Origin of the sequence: Corynebacterium sp. KPL2825 (genome assembly GCF_037908445.1) — a bacterium.
In the GTDB taxonomy this organism is placed as follows: domain Bacteria; phylum Actinomycetota; class Actinomycetes; order Mycobacteriales; family Mycobacteriaceae; genus Corynebacterium; species Corynebacterium kefirresidentii.
Genome location: NZ_JBBMGI010000017.1, coordinates 16730 through 32652, shown reverse-complemented (window position 1 = coordinate 32652; position 15923 = coordinate 16730). Strand labels below are relative to the sequence as shown.

General features: G+C 56.4%; 17 protein-coding genes and 1 tRNA gene. 8 read left to right on the top strand and 10 right to left on the bottom strand.

From position 1 onward, the window contains the following. The first annotated feature begins 64 nt into the window (after positions 1-64). Complete coding sequence (greA, locus tag WMQ00_RS11525) at positions 65-586, top strand: transcription elongation factor GreA (RefSeq protein WP_200287834.1); 522 nt, start codon at positions 65-67, stop codon at positions 584-586. Positions 587-627: 41 nt separating this feature from the next. Beyond that, entirely contained in the window at positions 628-906 is a 279-nt protein-coding gene (locus WMQ00_RS11520) for a hypothetical protein (RefSeq protein ID WP_023021899.1), read from the top strand. Positions 907-947: 41 nt separating this feature from the next. Here WMQ00_RS11520 and WMQ00_RS11515 read toward each other — a convergent pair whose 3' ends face one another. The 7 genes from WMQ00_RS11515 to WMQ00_RS11485 all read right to left on the bottom strand — a co-directional run bounded on the left by WMQ00_RS11515 (position 948) and on the right by WMQ00_RS11485 (position 6907). Beyond that, positions 948-2777: a hypothetical protein gene (locus WMQ00_RS11515; protein WP_340441057.1), complete on the bottom strand. Its 1830-nt coding sequence runs from the start codon at positions 2775-2777 to the stop codon at positions 948-950. Positions 2778-2796: 19 nt separating this feature from the next. Beyond that, a complete protein-coding gene (locus WMQ00_RS11510; RefSeq protein WP_023021901.1) occupies positions 2797-3507 on the bottom strand; it encodes a DUF3558 family protein in 711 nt (236 codons plus the stop codon). 359 nt (positions 3508-3866) lie between these two features. Next, on the bottom strand, positions 3867-4634 hold the full coding sequence (locus WMQ00_RS11505; RefSeq protein ID WP_023021902.1) for a Bax inhibitor-1/YccA family protein: 768 nt from the start codon (positions 4632-4634) through the stop codon (positions 3867-3869). Positions 4635-4823: 189 nt separating this feature from the next. Then, positions 4824-4897 (bottom strand) — tRNA-Leu (locus WMQ00_RS11500). Positions 4898-4936: 39 nt separating this feature from the next. Next, positions 4937-5902, bottom strand: a complete 966-nt coding sequence (locus WMQ00_RS11495; RefSeq protein WP_239205316.1) for a Ppx/GppA phosphatase family protein — start codon at positions 5900-5902, stop codon at positions 4937-4939. A gap of 10 nt (positions 5903-5912) precedes the next feature. Further along, positions 5913-6461 carry a DUF501 domain-containing protein gene (locus WMQ00_RS11490; protein ID WP_259824428.1) on the bottom strand — a complete coding sequence of 183 codons (549 nt, stop codon included), beginning with the start codon at positions 6459-6461 and terminating at the stop codon, positions 5913-5915. Between the two features lie 8 nt (positions 6462-6469). After that, positions 6470-6907 carry an FtsB family cell division protein gene (locus WMQ00_RS11485; protein ID WP_259824430.1) on the bottom strand — a complete coding sequence of 146 codons (438 nt, stop codon included), beginning with the start codon at positions 6905-6907 and terminating at the stop codon, positions 6470-6472. A 221-nt stretch (positions 6908-7128) separates the two neighbouring features. On the opposite strand from WMQ00_RS11485, the gene WMQ00_RS11480 reads away from it, so the two are divergent. The 3 genes from WMQ00_RS11480 to WMQ00_RS11470 all read left to right on the top strand — a co-directional run bounded on the left by WMQ00_RS11480 (position 7129) and on the right by WMQ00_RS11470 (position 9573). Then, positions 7129-7656, top strand: a complete 528-nt coding sequence (locus WMQ00_RS11480; protein ID WP_086588135.1) for a ribonuclease — start codon at positions 7129-7131, stop codon at positions 7654-7656. 37 nt (positions 7657-7693) lie between these two features. Next, a complete protein-coding gene (locus tag WMQ00_RS11475; RefSeq protein ID WP_200287846.1) occupies positions 7694-8278 on the top strand; it encodes a hypothetical protein in 585 nt (194 codons plus the stop codon). A gap of 119 nt (positions 8279-8397) precedes the next feature. Continuing rightward, positions 8398-9573, top strand: coding sequence for an HNH endonuclease signature motif containing protein (locus WMQ00_RS11470; protein ID WP_340441056.1), 1176 nt, complete (start codon positions 8398-8400; stop codon positions 9571-9573). On the opposite strand, the gene eno is transcribed toward WMQ00_RS11470, so the two are convergent. The 3 genes from eno to WMQ00_RS11455 form a co-directional block, all read right to left on the bottom strand. Next, positions 9563-10840 (bottom strand): phosphopyruvate hydratase, encoded by a 1278-nt coding sequence (eno, locus tag WMQ00_RS11465; protein WP_200287850.1) that lies wholly within the window; start codon positions 10838-10840, stop codon positions 9563-9565. The genes WMQ00_RS11470 and eno overlap by 11 nt on opposite strands. A 90-nt stretch (positions 10841-10930) precedes the next feature. Next, the gene (locus WMQ00_RS11460; protein WP_049361510.1) at positions 10931-11692 is read right to left on the bottom strand and encodes a lytic transglycosylase domain-containing protein; all 762 of its coding nucleotides are present in this window, start codon (positions 11690-11692) and stop codon (positions 10931-10933) included. An 11-nt stretch (positions 11693-11703) separates the two neighbouring features. Continuing rightward, positions 11704-12291 (bottom strand): MazG nucleotide pyrophosphohydrolase domain-containing protein, encoded by a 588-nt coding sequence (locus tag WMQ00_RS11455; protein ID WP_248099067.1) that lies wholly within the window; start codon positions 12289-12291, stop codon positions 11704-11706. Between the two features lie 57 nt (positions 12292-12348). Here WMQ00_RS11455 and WMQ00_RS11450 point away from each other — a divergent pair, with 57 nt between their 5' ends. The 3 genes from WMQ00_RS11450 to nadC all read left to right on the top strand — a co-directional run bounded on the left by WMQ00_RS11450 (position 12349) and on the right by nadC (position 15913). Next, positions 12349-13824, top strand: a complete 1476-nt coding sequence (locus tag WMQ00_RS11450) for an amino acid permease (protein WP_023021912.1) — start codon at positions 12349-12351, stop codon at positions 13822-13824. Between the two features lie 130 nt (positions 13825-13954). Continuing rightward, entirely contained in the window at positions 13955-14977 is a 1023-nt protein-coding gene (nadA, locus tag WMQ00_RS11445) for a quinolinate synthase NadA (RefSeq protein WP_445293070.1), read from the top strand. Then, positions 14978-15913, top strand: a complete 936-nt coding sequence (gene nadC / locus WMQ00_RS11440) for a carboxylating nicotinate-nucleotide diphosphorylase (protein ID WP_340441055.1) — start codon at positions 14978-14980, stop codon at positions 15911-15913. The last annotated feature ends 10 nt before the right edge of the window (positions 15914-15923 follow it).

Sequence of the window (15923 nt, the reverse complement as noted above, 5' to 3'; positions counted from 1 at the left end):
TACTTATGGCCCCAGGGACAACTAGGGGCTTTGACCACAATTCCTATCTACGGAAGGTTGCAGAATGGCTGAGCAGCAAAAGCAGTACATCACCCCAGAAACCAAGGCGAAGCTCGAGGCCGAGCTGCAGGAGCTTATCGATCATCGCCCAGTAGTCGCGGCTGAGATCAACGAGCGCCGTGAGGAAGGCGACCTCAAGGAGAACGCCGGTTACGATGCTGCTCGTGAAATGCAGGACCAGGAAGAGGCCCGCATCAAGCAGATCTCTGAGGTCCTCGCGAATGCCACCACCGAGCGCGGTGCTGTTCAGGAGGGTGTAGCCCACACTGGTTCCGTAGTTCACGTTTACTACAACGGCAACAAGGACGATAAGGAGACCTTCCTCATCGGTACCCGCGCCGCTGCTTCTGACAACAAGGATTTGGAAACCTATTCGGAGCAGTCGCCACTGGGCGCTGCCATCCTCGGCGCGCAGGAAGGTGAGACCCGCGAGTACACCGCTCCGAATGGCAAGACCATTTCCGTCACCATCGAATCCGCTGCGCCGTATGATTCTGCTAAGGCCGCTACTCCGCGCGAGTCCTAAACTTTAAGCCAATTACCACTTTGGAGAAAGAGCATATCCCCATGAAGAAGTTCTCCCGTTACGCTGCCGCTGGTCTCGTCTTCACCGCCGGCCTCTCCCTCGCTGCTTGCCACCCACCCAACCAGCAGGACTCTGATTCCAAGGTAGAAAATGCTTCTACCTTCACTGGTGAGGCCCCAATGCAAAAGGACGCTGACACCAGCTCTTCCGCACCTGAGTCCGTTGTTCAAGAGCAGCAGCCTGTAGTTGAGTCCGGTGTCCCTGAGGAGCCAGCACAGCCGCACCTGAATGGTACCGCCACCGAGCTGCCGCAGCAGTAAAAAGACGGAAGGGCCGAGGGTTTCCTCGGCCCTTTTTCATGTTATTTTTCCACGTTTACTTCCCGCACCCAGTCCCCGATTACGCCGGGCACTACAGCGGGCGGCTCGCCTAATAGGTCGCGTTTATTGGGGTCCCTTTCGACCTGCGTAGTCACGGACTTTACGCGCTTTTTCTCACTATCCTTACCGCGCATCCCCATCATCGGGCCATAAGCCCGCGCCCCGCCAGTAGAACGACCGGCATTGCCCCCGCGCGTTGCCGCGCTGTTTTCGCCGCTTCCGGTTCCAATACCAAGGCTGCCGCCCGCACCGGCACGCATACCGGGTCCTCCTACGGTTCCTGTACTGGCGCCAAGACCTGCGCGCGAACCAACTCCAGCGTAGGAAATTGCCGCGCCAGTTCCGCGTCCAAGGCTTTGGCCCAGTTGCGCACCTCTTCCGGCATGCCTTATATCGGCGCTACTGCTTAAGATTCCCGGGCCGGCTCCGAACCCACCACGCAGTGGCTGTTGCTTACCAAGAGCACCGCGACCGGCATCTGCAGGCCTTCCGGATGCCATCATCGGTGCCATACTCCCGCTCGCGGAATGCGCATTAGCTGGTGGCGCAACCGGGCCGCTACCGTTGAGCGCCCCCGTACTCACTCCAGCACCAACGGGATGTGCTGTGCCACTAGGAACCTGCCCCATCACCCCATTCGCTGCGACAGCCCCCGGCATCGATGCCCCTTGGGTGGATACTTCGTTGCCCCCAATGGTTACTTGTTCTCCCAGCCCCAGCCCTTCCAGCGCATTTCTGCCACTAGTATGCATCTGCTGGTGAAAATCGCTGATTTCCTGCGGGCTCATCCCCACAGCATCCAACCCGTTCACGTTTCCATTGACAACGTCAAAGTTTCCGGGGCCCAAATCGCCTCGCGCAATCGCCTCAGCAATCTTTTTCGGCCACACCACTGCTTCGGTAGTGTAGCGCTGACCATCACCTTCTACTCCGACGAGTCCCGCATCGACGCCTCCGCCTCCCGACGCCGGCGATTGCTCCATCAATGCATGCTGGTAAGGCATGGCCTCTATGGCGAACCGCTGCAGGTCTGGTTGCAGCATGGCCAATGCGGCCTTTTCCGCAATTTCACGCTCCACCGGTTCTGGGATTGCCATCACTTCCATAGCCATAGCCATCGCCGCCGGCTGCATCCCCATGAGCTTGGCATGGAATCCGGTTAGCTTCTCCCCCATGACCTTTGCATTTGCCACAAAATGGCTTCCCGACGCCGCCACCTCCCGAATCTTCGCCGCAGCCCTCGACGTAGCCTCGCTATCATTCTCGCTTTCCAAAGACCCGGCTGCTTCTTCTAACCCGCTGACAATATCGTCGACTTCCGACGCCAATGAGCTCCACCGCGCATTTGCCTCCGACACATTCCAAATCTGTGTCGACATCAGGTCCGTCGCAAGCTTCACGATGTCTGTACCCACATTCACCACCGGCATAGAAAACCCGAAGGGACTGTACCCTGGCTCCGGCTGGTTCATAATCGGCATAGACTCAATGCCTATGTCCCCACCCGCATCCGCAATCTCCATTCCCCTGCTATTCGCGTCCTCCTGCGCCTGAAAGCCACGTGCTTCCCTCCCCAAAGAATCAGAAAGCCAATCAAGCTGTTTAACAAAGCTGGAAATGGAATTCCGAGCAGATCCAGGATCCGAACTCAAAACTCGCTCATGAATTGCACCAACATGATCGATTCCAGTCACCGAAGAAAAGCTGCCGGTTAGAGGGCTTTCAGCAGCAATATTGTTGCCAGCAATGCCTTGATTCAACCGCTCAATTTGATTTATATTTCTGCTTACATTAGCAACATTAATTTTCATTTATTCCCCCGAATTTCAGTTAAATTAAATCTTTCGTCACTTTTCCAGCTTTTTCGCAAGCGCTACTTTCGGTGTTTCCAAAGCTATTCGCTGAAACCGTAACCACTCCTCGCACAGTAGATAGCGTTGCACTGCACGCGAGCTCCGGGAAAATTTCTCCCCGCTGAATTACAACTCCAGACAATTCGCTATCTGTAGTTTCTACCACCAAATTTGGATTTACTTTCGAATCATCAAATGGTTCGTAAGTAGAACTGATGGAAAGAACTGTCTCCTCAGAAATTGCTTTGTAGCTACACCCCTTATGACCAGACTCCGCAATATCCGGGTCCTCATAGCGTTCCAGCCCAAGCTCTTGCAATTTGGCTTCCGAAATCTCTACACATGGATCGAACACTTGGAACCCTGGCTGAGTCGGGTCGAATTCCCCCAGTGGCGGTAGGACGCCGGAAGATTCCCCCGACCCCGTGGCGCCGGCCTCCCCCGATTGGCCGGCGCCTTTCACATTTTTCTCACCGTCGGTGCGTGCCGATTCCCCCCGATTGCTGTCCGCGTCATCCCCCAGGTCCCCGTTGGTTCCCCCTGCACCGTCGGCCGAACTAATGCCGCCAGTTTCGTCCACATTCGTGGTTTCCTCTGACGCGCTCCTCGTACCGATGTCCGCAACGCAGCTACCCAGCACAACGGAGCTACTGACCATCAACGTTGCTACGGTTACCTGACGCTTCACAACAATCCTTCGCGCACTCACTTTCTGACGAGAGGAACAAGATAGTGAAGAAGAGAACTCTTCACTTCGTTTTCCTGTTCCGGTACACAGCATGCACGGAACTCCACGAATTTTCTACGCAACCAAGAAGGTTAACGGCGATTTAAAAAAATTATTCGCCCCATATGTCACATCCATAACGCCTAAAAGGCGAAGTTTCCTGCTTATTAGCTGTACTACTCCTGAGACCACCCTTCTAGACCAAATAAAGCCTAAACCCTCACTTTATCCCCCGAACTACCCCACTAATTACACGCTTGTAAGCGTTTTATGGCAGCAAAAAGGCCCGCATCTCAGTGCGGGCCTACGTGAAAAGCTGATTAGTCTCGCTGGAAATAGCTCAAGAGACGAAGAATCTCAGTGTAGAGCCAGACCAAGGTCACAGCGAGGCCGAGAGCTACGCCCCAAGCATTGCTAGCGGGAGCGCCGGCACGGATCATACGGTCAGCCTGATCAAAGTCAGTCAGGAAGGACAGCGCACCAAGAACGATGCAAACAAGTGAAAAGATAATGGCAATCGGGCCGCCATCACGCAAAGGGTTGAAGTCGAAGAAGATTGCGCCCAAGAAGTTAACCAACGCCATGACAGCAACTCCGGCGACCAAGCCGAAGAGGATCTTGGTGAATTTCGGGGTCACCTTAACTGCACCGGTCTTGTACACGATCAACATGCCGATGAATACACCAATGGTTCCAACTATTGCCTGGCCGATGATTGCCATTCCGCCTTCACCTTGGAAGTTCACATTGGCAAACATGAAGGAGAAGCCACCAACGAATAGTCCCTCAAATACGGCGTAAATCAGTGTGACCGCAGCAGAACCCCACTTCTTGCCAAAAGAAGCAACCAGCACAGTAATGAAGCCACCGATGCCACCGACCAGAGTCAAAGCCATGGCAATACCTGGATTTACCATTCCCAGCCCAAAATTGATGGCTGCGGCGACGATGATGACGCCGAGGGTGATGCCTGTCTTGGTGACGACGTCATCCACGGTCATTGGACGAGCAGCTTCGTCCCCGTATCCAGAATTTTGGCGGGTACTATTTTCGGTCAGAGAACTCATTACCGGATTGCTTGAACGCACGGTTGTCCTTTCTAAGAGAGGTGCAATTTAGCTATCTCATCCTGTTCAACGAGATACCGCCCTATAAAGTTCCGCAGTCTTTCCATGTAGCTAAAAGTTTTGCGAACAGTTTCCGCATAAAGGCTGTGGAGACTTACCAAAACAAAATCTCGAGACACCATAGGAACGATGTCTCGAGACTTCACACGGTGCCCCCAGTGGGACTCGAACCCACACTGAATCGATTTTAAGTCGACTGCCTCTGCCGATTGGGCTATGGGGGCAAGGCAAGGAATATTTTAGGCTACCTTCCCCCGCAAGAGTTAACGAGGGGTACCCTCTGCAGCGAGACCTGCAATAATGCCGTCGAGAATGTCCTTTTCACTAATGAAGAAACTACGCGCAGCGCAATTTCGCTCGATTAGTTGCATGATACCTTCCACGGCTACTGCCCCACCGCCGATGACATCGGCACGGCCGGGGTGAATGACGGGGTTGAGGGCGCGGACGTCGGAAGGCAGGGCAATAAGCTGCTGCAAGAGCACGCGCAGGGCACCGAAACGGAGCTCAGAGCCGTGAATGGCATCGGCATCGTAACGCTCGAGGCCTTGCGCCAGTGCGGACAGTGTGGTGAAAGTGCCCGCACAGCCGACGATGGTACGAGCCTTAGAAATAGGTACTATGTCCTCGACCTCGGCTGTTCGCTCACCGACGTACTCCGAAGCGATCTCGATCTCCGATTCGGTAGGTGGATCGGTGCGCATGATGCGCTCGGTCAGCCTGACGCACCCCATGCGCGCCGAATGAGTGCCCAAGATTTCGCCATCCGCCGTTCCTACAACGAACTCAGTCGAGCCGCCGCCCAGATCAATCACGCAAAATGGACCGCGGTCCGGCTCTAAATCGGCCACAGCGCCATTAAAGGACAACAGGGCCTCTTCCTCACCCGAAACAACTTCTGCCTGAGCACCTGGCTGGATTTGGCCGAGCAGATCAGCGGTCATATCGAAGAATTCCTGCTGATTCTTGGCATCGCGAGTAGCAGAGGTAGCGACCATCCGCACCCGGGAGACCTTTTCAAACTTCATTTGGCGAACGTAGCCCTCCAGTGCCACGCGTGCACGGTCAAGAGCCGCAGGGGCGATTTCACCTGTGGCATCCACGCCCTCTCCCAGACGGATGATTTCCATCGTACGAGTAATATCGCGGACTTTGCCATCATCTTGAACTTCAGAGATGAGCAGACGAATCGAATTTGTTCCGCAATCAATCGCAGCAACGCGAGTCATAGCATTCCTCCTATTCCGCGTTAGAAAAATCGAACTGCGCTAGGTCAATTCCCAAATCTTCTACCGTGGGCCAATCCTGGGGGATGGCACTTCCTCGAAGCTTGCCATGGTCGGCGGCCATAGCTACCGCTTCAGTTCCCAACCGGAAATGCTGCGGCCCCTCAGCCAGGGCGTAGGCAATGAGCACGTGCAGGCACTTCACGCGATCCGGCATACCTCCACCGGAGAAATCGGTGCCGAGATCTTCGATGTCATTGCGCTTGGACAAAAAGTATTCATGTGCACGCTGGTAATCAGCAGCCAAGTCCTCATCCTCACGCAGTCGGGATTCCATCCACTTCATGACGTGGGCAACTTCCAAGCGCGAAGCTTCGGCCGTAAGCCGTGGGTCAGTGAGGTAATAGAGGGTGGGGAATGGAGTGCCGTCGGCAAGCTTGGGTGCTGTCTTAATCACCGCAGGCTGGCCATCTGGCGTGCGATAAGAAACCTCCAGCACTCCGCGCGGAGTGCGGCCCAATTGCTCAGTTACTACAGCGATGTCTGCATCAGTGACGGTCATGCGGACAATTATCGCACATCCGCTTTCTCTTCCGGTGCCGGCTCAATCGGAAGATGATTTACCTGCTCGGATGGCGCTTCTTCTTTAGGGGGTTCAGCCACGGAATCCCACAAGACCTCATACCAGTCGCGGGAATCTTCTTCCTTCTGACCGTCTGTGGTGAGCTGGTCTTCCGGCTTAATCTGCGGGTCAATGATGCGATAGGCAGTTTCGCCCTCATCAACAACCCCGAATCGGCGCCGCGCCTCCTGCTTGATGTACTCATCGGATTTAAATTTATCAATCTTTTCCAGCAAAGCAGCTTTTTCATCTTGCTTGGCAGCGATTGACTCATTCAAGCGGGCAATTTCGGACCGGCCATGATAGTAATTGCGCAGGGGAACAGCGATAACCAGCAATACAACCAGCACGATAGCCACGATCACGCCTACTCCGGCAATACTCATCCGGTCTGGTTTTTGCTTCTGCTTTAGTTGTGCGCGTTGAGCTTTACGGACATCTGCAGCACGCGAGGCTACCGGAACCCTAGTGCGGCTCCGGTTTCGCTGCATCTTTCTTTCGCGTGCCATAGGTTTCCAATCCTAGCGTCGTCACTCCTGTAACAGAGACTTGGCACGCGCATTTTGGGTACACTAAAAGAAATTCTCCCTCCCAGTAAGGAATTTTTATGTCCCTCAAGCGCCTCTTACCTGTCCTTACCGCAAGCCTATTCCTCGCCAGCTGCAGCCCCTCCGCCCAAGATGGTGAATATCCCGTCTACGGCGACGGTTACGATCTAAGCACCCAAGACGGCATGGCCGACTACCTTAAGGAATATAAGACCCTGCCAGATGATTACATCGACCACGATGCTAAGGAGCTAGACGGGAACGATAAGCCGGAGAGCTTTGAAGCCAACGCAGCGTCCGTCAAGAAGGCCGGCGAAGTTACCTGTAAGAATGACGAACTGCTGCAAATCGCAAAGGACTTCTTCCAAGGCGATACGGACAAGCTAGGTAAAGCTGTAACGTCAGCAGGCGGACCCGATGAAAAATATGGTGACGTTTTTGAGGCCCTCGACATCCCCGATGACGCACCTGATAATGACAAGTATATGGCCGCAGCGATGACCCCGCTGGGGGCTGTTATGTCCTGTGGCGATGAGTTCAGCGATGAAGAACTGGAAAAGGTCGCGGCGTCCATGCACACGAGCTAAAGGCTCGAATCATATTCCCCTCACTTAAGGAATAGTCATGCCCCTCAAGCGCCTTCTTCTACTAGTAGCCGTCGGCACTCTACTGAGCGCCTGCAGCATTTCCGACCAAGAGGAAGAATCTACCGCCCAGACTAAATCCTCCACGCCCAACAGCACTACCAGCAGCGAGGTTCCCACCACCACAAGCAGAAGCTACGATCTCAATACCAAGAGCGGCTTCATCTACCACATCAAAGAGCATGGGACGATTCCGGACTACTATTTGAATGTGTTCGCCTCCGGAGCTTCCGAGGCCGAAGAAGGCCCCACCAGCTACGAGGTCAATGCCACGACCCTGAAGAAGGCGGGTGCTGTTGCTTGCAACAATGATCAGATCCTGGACGACGCCAAGTATTTGCTAACCCATGGCGAAGGCGCACTTGCGGAGCTTGCCGCCAAGCCCGAAGAGTTTGATCAGAAATACGCCCCCGCCTACGAAGCGCTTGATATATCAGCCGATGCCCCTCCTGAAGACAGGCTATTCAGCCTATACATGGCCAGTGTTGGCTCTCTGGCAACATGCGGTGATAAATACACCGATAAAGAACTCGAAGCAGTCGCTGACGCTATCTTCAGCCTCTAGCCCTCCCCTGCAATTTCGCACACAATTTCGCTTTTGGCCTTGCAGGACTCGAATGAGTGTTTTAGACTAAGGGACGTAAATTCGATTAGGTGTGCGATTTATTTCAGGGGGACTATTTTGTGACAGCTACCGACACACCGTCAAAGAAGGCCTATTTTTCCACCAATAACCTCGACGACACCGTCTGCCTCCTGGCCTTGCTCCAGCGCATTCAATCTTGGCAGTTGTACCAATCTGTGCTTCCACGATTAGAGGACGATGTCGAATGCACCACCGCCGCTCTATCTAAGCGTGTGGGTCTGAGTTACTGGCGAGTTCTATCCGCGCTCCGCTCCCACCTACGCATGCAGGAATTGCCATTGACCACAGCGGTGCAAACCGAACATTGGATCCTAGACCTCCCGCGGCTGCACGTAATTGATGCCGAACTTGCCCCGCTTGGCGACGACGCAGAAAGCATCCAACTAGTCGATGCCGCCCTCGCGGACTTCCTTACCCCAAAGGAACCTGCTCAGCATGTCCCCACAGAATCCGAAATCCGGAGGTTCTTGCGTGACTATATCGACGGGATACTCATGCCAGATATTGAAAAGGAAATCGAGCGATCCGTTTCCATCTCCTATTCCAAAGGCCAAGCCACCATCACATTAAAAACGGATAAAGCCACCGCCAGCGCTATATCCCGCCATATCGACAAAGCAGCGCGAAAGAAAAACATCACCAAACCAGAGGCTTTGGAGGCGTTAATCTTTAACCGAACCCAGACAAAGGTAGTAATTAATACTTATGCATCTGGCGATGATGCATCTCGGGTGTATATCCCTTCGGCGGGGTGGTGCGTGCTTACGGAGCAATTAAATAGTTACTCCATGACTCGTGAGCTGTGCCCGCAAGAAACTTCTTCTTACGTTCCCACCGAACAAATCAGAACATGGGTCCACGGTCGCGATGCCACATGTCGCTGGCCGGGGTGCTCAATGCCAGCGCATTATTGCCAGCTCGATCATCGAGTGGAGTATGCCGACGGCGGACCGACGAGCGTCGATAATTTGGCAACGCTGTGTCAGCACCACCACAACGTGAAGACCGATGGAAGAGCGCAGTACATCATGGATCCGATCACTGGGGACATCGTCTGGCTCTTTTCGGACGGCACCTTCGAGGTTGACCGCGCCCAAGGACCTTTGGCACCGCGCACCGTGAACTGGAAGCAAACTTGGCAACAATATCTGGACATGCGAAAGCGCCCCCGCGGTAATACGAGGGCGCTACACAAGGAGGCGATTAAGCCTTAAAGCGTGGGAATGCGGAGCGGCCAGCGTAGACTGCGCCGTCGCCCAGCTCCTGCTCGATGCGCAGCAGCTGGTTGTACTTAGCTACGCGCTCGGAGCGGGCTGGAGCACCGGTCTTGATCTGACCACAATTCAGTGCGACAGCCAGATCAGCGATGGTGGTGTCCTCGGTTTCACCGGAGCGGTGGGACATCATGGTGCGGTAACCATTGCGGTGAGCCAGCTCGACAGCATCGAAGGTCTCGGTCAGGGTACCGATCTGGTTTACCTTCACCAGCAGTGCGTTGGCAGCCTTCTTCTCAATACCTTCCTGCAGACGGGCAGGGTTAGTAACGAAGAAGTCATCGCCAACAATCTGTACCTTTTCGCCAATAGCGGCGGTAAGAGCGGTGTAGCCGTCCCAATCGTCTTCTTGCAGCGGATCCTCGATGGAGACAATCGGGTACTCATCGATGAGTTCCTCATAAACCTTGGACATTTCTTCGGCGGTATGCTCGCCGCCTTCAAAGTGGTAGTTACCATCCTTGAAGAACTCGGAGGAAGCAACATCGAGCGCGAGGGCTACGTCCTTGCCCGGCTCGTAGCCAGCCTTCTTAATGGCGTCAACGATGACGTCCAGAGCAGCCTTGGTGGAATCAACGGAAGGAGCGAAGCCACCCTCATCACCCAGACCAGTAGATAGGCCCTTGTCCTTCAGCACTGCCTTCAGTGCGTGGTAGACCTCGGCACCCATGCGCAGAGCTTCAGCGAAGGACTCAGCACCAATCGGGGCGATCATGAATTCCTGGACGTCAACGCCGGAGTCAGCGTGTGCGCCACCGTTGAGGATATTCATCATCGGCACTGGCAGTACGTGAGCATTGGGGCCACCGATGTAGCGGTACAGCGGCAGTGCAGCGGACTCTGCGGCGGCCTTGGCTACGGCGATGGAAACGCCCAGGATAGCGTTAGCGCCCAGCTCAGACTTGTTATCGGTACCGTCCAGCCTAATCAATGCTTGGTCAATGAGGCGCTGATCGTCAGCTTCGAAGCCAGCAATCTCATCGGAAATCTTCTCATTGATATTCTCAACAGCCTTCAAAACACCCTTGCCCAGGTAGCGCTCGCCGCCGTCGCGCAGCTCATGGGCCTCGTGCACGCCGGTAGAGGCACCGGAAGGAACGCCTGCTACGCCGCGGGCGCCATCGTCAAGGAATACCTCTGCCTCAACGGTTGGGTTGCCACGGGAATCGAGAATCTCGCGGGCGAAAGTGTGGATGATATCAGCCATGCTGTTCTTCACTCCTCATCAAAATGTTCGCTCTGGACCAGCCGGCCCAGCCACGTTCTCAATTGTTGCAGAAAACGTTGCCGTGTGACACTACTTGGCACTTTGTGGAACTGAGTAAGCATTGGCGGCGTGCGCAACCTTATGTAAATAGTCGCTGGACTGATTGTAATTTAGGATTGCTTCCTTCCATTGATCTGGATTAGAGAGATCTCTGTCACCGAAGCACAAAAGTCCGGCCGCCCCAACAGCGGCGTCATCGATTTGGTTGGGATCAGCCTTCCCATCACCATTGGCATCAGCGCCCACCGCTTCCCACGTGGTGGGGATAAATTGCATTGGGCCTACGGCGCGATCGTATTCGGAGTCTCCATCGATTTCGCCGTTATCGGTGTCTGGGGTGTGGGCCGTGTTGTTCAGGCCATCGAGGGCGATGCCGTTGATGGGGGGTTGGGGGTAGCCGGCGTCGTCAAGCTTGGAGTGCTTAAACCAATTGCCGTTATAGGTACCGTGGCGTGTTTCTACATAGCCCAAGCCGGCAAGGGTATTCCAACGCAGGTGGCAATTGGGCCACTTTTGCTGAGCAATGAGCTCAGCATTGCCATAGGCACGCAGGGCGGCCGGCGGGATGCCAGTGCGATCAGCTAAGTCAGAGGCCCAGTAGGTGAGTTTATCTGCGGTGCGTCCGGGCGCATTGACGTCAATGTGCGCGACCTCTTTACCTTCAACGGGCGGGATGTTTTCAGGTACGGGCTGCTGAGAAGTACCGTGCCCAGTCAATAGCCATGCTACTAGCGCGATGATCACGACTACGGCTACCCCGCAGCCCCCGAATATCTGCAGCAGCCTCTTCATGGGAAGCTATCCTACATCTCCTTGCCGGCGCGCCACAGCCGCTCTTGCGTGTCAACATCGACTATCTCAGCCGTGCCATCAAAAAGGTAAGGGGCGCGGGCGCGCATTTTGGTGACGAAGCTCTGGGCGACGTCGTCAAGCGAAAAGGCAGAGATTTCCGCATGGAAAAGTATCTGCAGGAAGATATCGCCCAGCTCCTTGAGAATCTCGCTTTCCGGCTCACGATTGCGCACGGCCGCGGCGAATTCGGCGGACTCTTCCTCAAGGTAGGGCAAAAGGGAGGCATGGGTTTGTTCACGCTCCCATTCACCAATGCGCCGCGCAGTGGCCATAGTCTGGCGCGCCTGCATGACAGGATCCGCGAGGGATTCGGCCCGAATGACCGACTCCCCAGTAGCTATGCGAGCGCGGGTTTCAGGATCACATTCGTCGGTGCTGACTAAGGTTCCGATGGAATCTTCCCCTACGAGGAGATCGGAAAAATTCCACCGCACGGAAACGGGAACTTCACCGGTGAAGTAAACGGGGCCGCGTAGCTTCCCGTGTGCTTGCATGGGGATCATCGTGGGCCAACGTTCATCGAGCAACAGCACAGTCATGTGCACAAAGTCTAGCCCGAGTTCCCATTATGGGGCTATTCAAGGTATTTTAGGCCAATGACCTCCAGCCAGAATAAATCCCACTCCGTGACGTTGTGGACCCTCGTCGCGCTCATTATCGGTTCCACCGTTGGCGCGGGTATTTTCTCGCTGCCGCAAAACATTGCCTCCGTTGCCGGCCCAGGCGCGATGCTCATTGGCTGGCTGGTAGCGGGCGTCGGCATGCTCTCCGTGGCTTTTGTGTTCCAGATTTTGGCCCGCCGCAAGCCGCACCTTGATTCTGGCGTCTATTCCTATGTGCGCGCCGGCCTCGGCGATTTTATTGGTTTTACCTCGGGCTGGGGTTACTGGCTGGGCTCCGTTATGGCGCAGGTGGGGTATGCCACCCTCTTTTTCAATACGCTGGGCCATTACCTGCCGCTTTTCGACGCCGACCATTACTGGTCCTCCGCCATCGCCGTCTCCCTTTTGTCGTGGGGAATTTTCGCGGTACTCGCCCGCGGCATCAAGCAGGCCGCCTTCATGAACCTCATCACCACGATTGCCAAGATCGTGCCCATCCTGGCCTTCGTGGTGCTCATTGCTTTCCTCGGGTTCAGCTGGGATAAATTCACCGTGGATTTCTGGGGACGCGCTTCCGAGGCCAGCGTCTTTGAGCAGGTCCAAGGCATCATGCTCTTTACAGTCTGGGTCTTTATCGGTGTTGAGGGCGCCTCCGTCTATTCCAAGCAGGCCGCTAAGCGCACCGATGTTGGCCGCGCCACCGTCATTGGCTTCGTCTCCGTGCTGGCGCTCTTGGTCTCGGTTTCCACGTTGAGCTTTGGCGTAATGACGAAGGAGGAGTTGGCCGCGCTGCCGGATAATTCCATGGCCTCGGTGCTCACAGAGGTCGTCGGCCCTTGGGGCGGCGCGCTGATTTCCATCGGCCTGTGCCTCTCGGTCCTCGGCGCCTACGTTTCCTGGCAAATGCTGTGCGCTGAGCCCATCGTCATGATGGCCATCGATGGCCTTATCCCCCGCCGTATCGGCACCATCAATGTGGCCGGCGCCCCGTGGGTAGCCCAGCTGATTTCCACCTCTGCCATCCAGATCTTCATCGTCGTCTTCTACGTCAACGAGGCTTCTTATGCCGCGATGGTGCAGCTCGCCACCATCATGTACCTCCTGCCCTATATCTTCTCTTCGCTGTATCTGCTGCTGCTAGCGATACGGGGCAAGGGTGTGACCCACCCGCACGCCGGAACGCGGTTCGATCTCTCTGGGCCGGATATTCCCAGACGCGAAAACCGGCGCCACTTTGGCATCGCGCTGGTGGCCTTCGTGTACTCGCTGTGGCTCATTTATGCCGCCGACCCGGTTTATATTCTCTTTGGCGCCCTCGCCGTCGTGCCGGGAATTATCCCGTACGTGCTCACCCGCCTATCGCGCCGCGAGAAGCTTTTTAATGGATTTGAGTGGTCAATCGTCATCGTGGTGCTGGTGGCCGCCACCGTCGCCGCGGTCGGCCTCGCCCAAGGATCGCTGGAGCTCTAATCACCTGCCCCGCCAGCCGGGCCAGGTCGATACCCTCACCCCGCCATCGCAAGTGGTCTTGCGCACAGACAGTTTAGTACGGTTATAACACCCCACTAATTCCTGTGACTATCACTTCTTTGGAGCACTTGTGACTCAAACCAATGCTAGCGTCATGCCATCTGCTACTCATACCGGTTCGGACCCCGCGGCAGGAAAGGCCTGGGCGGAGCGGATCAAAGAGTTAGCGGAGCAACGCAATGCGGTGATTCTGGCGCATAATTACCAGATCCCGGAGATTCAAGACGTTGCCCACCACACCGGCGATTCCCTGGCGCTGTCCCGCAAGGCGGCGGAAACCGATGCAGATATCAACGTCTTTTGCGGCGTGCACTTCATGGCGGAATCCGCCAAGATCCTGTCGCCACATAAGAAGGTCCTCATCCCCGATGAGCGCGCGGGGTGTTCCCTGGCGGATTCCATCACGGCCGAGGAGCTGCGCGAGTGGAAGGCCGAGCACCCCGATGCCCTGGTAGTCAGCTACGTCAACACCACCGCAGAGGTCAAGGCGCTCACCGATGTCTGCTGTACGTCCTCCAATGCCGTCGATGTGGTCAACTCACTGCCGGCGGATAAAGAAATCCTCTTCTGCCCCGACCAGTTCTTGGGTGCCTACGTAAAACGCAAGACCGGCCGGGAAAATATCCGCATTTGGGCCGGCGAATGCCACGTACACGCCGGCATTAGCGCCCAGCAGCTAACCCAACAGACCCAAAATAACCCGGACGCGGACCTGTATATCCACCCGGAGTGCGGGTGCTCCAATTCCGCGTTGTACCTGGCCAACGAAGGCTTGGTGGCACAAGATCGCGTGCACATGCTTTCTACCGGGCAGATGATCACCCAGTCCCAGAAGCAGCCGCAGAATAAGGTGCTTGTTGCTACCGAGACCGGCATGCTCCACCAGCTGCGCCAGGCCGCGCCGGACATCGATTTTCAGGCCGTCAATGACCACGCCGAGTGCAAGTACATGAAGATGATCACCCCAGCGGCCCTTGAGCGCTGCCTGGTAGAAGAGACCGATGAGGTCACTGTGCCTGAAGATATCGCGAATGCGGCACGCAAGTCCCTCGAGGCCATGATTTCCATTGGCAACCCCGGCGGGGGCGAGTAGATGGAGCGCCTGCTGCTGCCGGACTGCTCCGCGCTCATTGCCACGGCCCTGGAGGAGGATTTCGCCTTTGGGCCGGATTACACCTCGCTTGCCACGGTGCCGGGTGAAGCCCGCTGCACGGCGGAGTTCACCGCGCGCGAGGCCGGCACCATCGCAGGCTTGGGCCTTATCGAAGAGGTCCTTGAGGCCACCGCCCAGCGCTTAGCCCAGTGGGGCGTGGATACCGCGGGCTCCGCGCTTGCCGATGCCCCAGCCGCTACCATCACCCTCCACTCCACCGACGGCGACCGCGTTGCCCCAGGCCAGGTCATCGCCACGGTGCAGGCGCCTACCCTCCTCGTGCTGGCCGCTGAGCGCACCATGCTCAATATGGTCTCGCACGTAAGCGGCATCGCTACGCAGACCCGGCGTTGGGTCGATGCCATCGCAGCAGCAGCGGACACAGGGACCCCGAATAGCGTTAAGCAAGCCCAGGTGCGCGATACCCGCAAGACCCTGCCTGGCCTGCGCGCGCTGCAGAAATACGCCGTGCGCGCCGGCGGCGGGGCGAACCACCGCATGGGCTTGGGCGACGCCGCCATGATTAAGGACAATCATGTGCTCGCCGTGGGTGGCAGCGTGGCAACGGCCCTGCGCCGCGTGCGCGAGCATACCCCTGACATTGCCTGCGAGGTCGAGGTCGATACCTTGGACCAGCTCGAAGAGGTGCTCCCGCTGCACCCGGATATGGTGCTGCTGGATAACTTCGCGCTTGCCGATGTCCTCACCGCCGTCCACCGCCGCGACGCGCGCAGCCCATCCACGGCCCTGGAGGCCTCCGGCGGATTAACCCTCGACCAAGCCGACGAGTACGGAACCTCCGGCGTGGACTATATTGCGGTGGGCGCGCTTACCCACTCGGTACGCGTGCTAGACATCGGGCTCGATTTTTCCTAAGCGCGCCGAC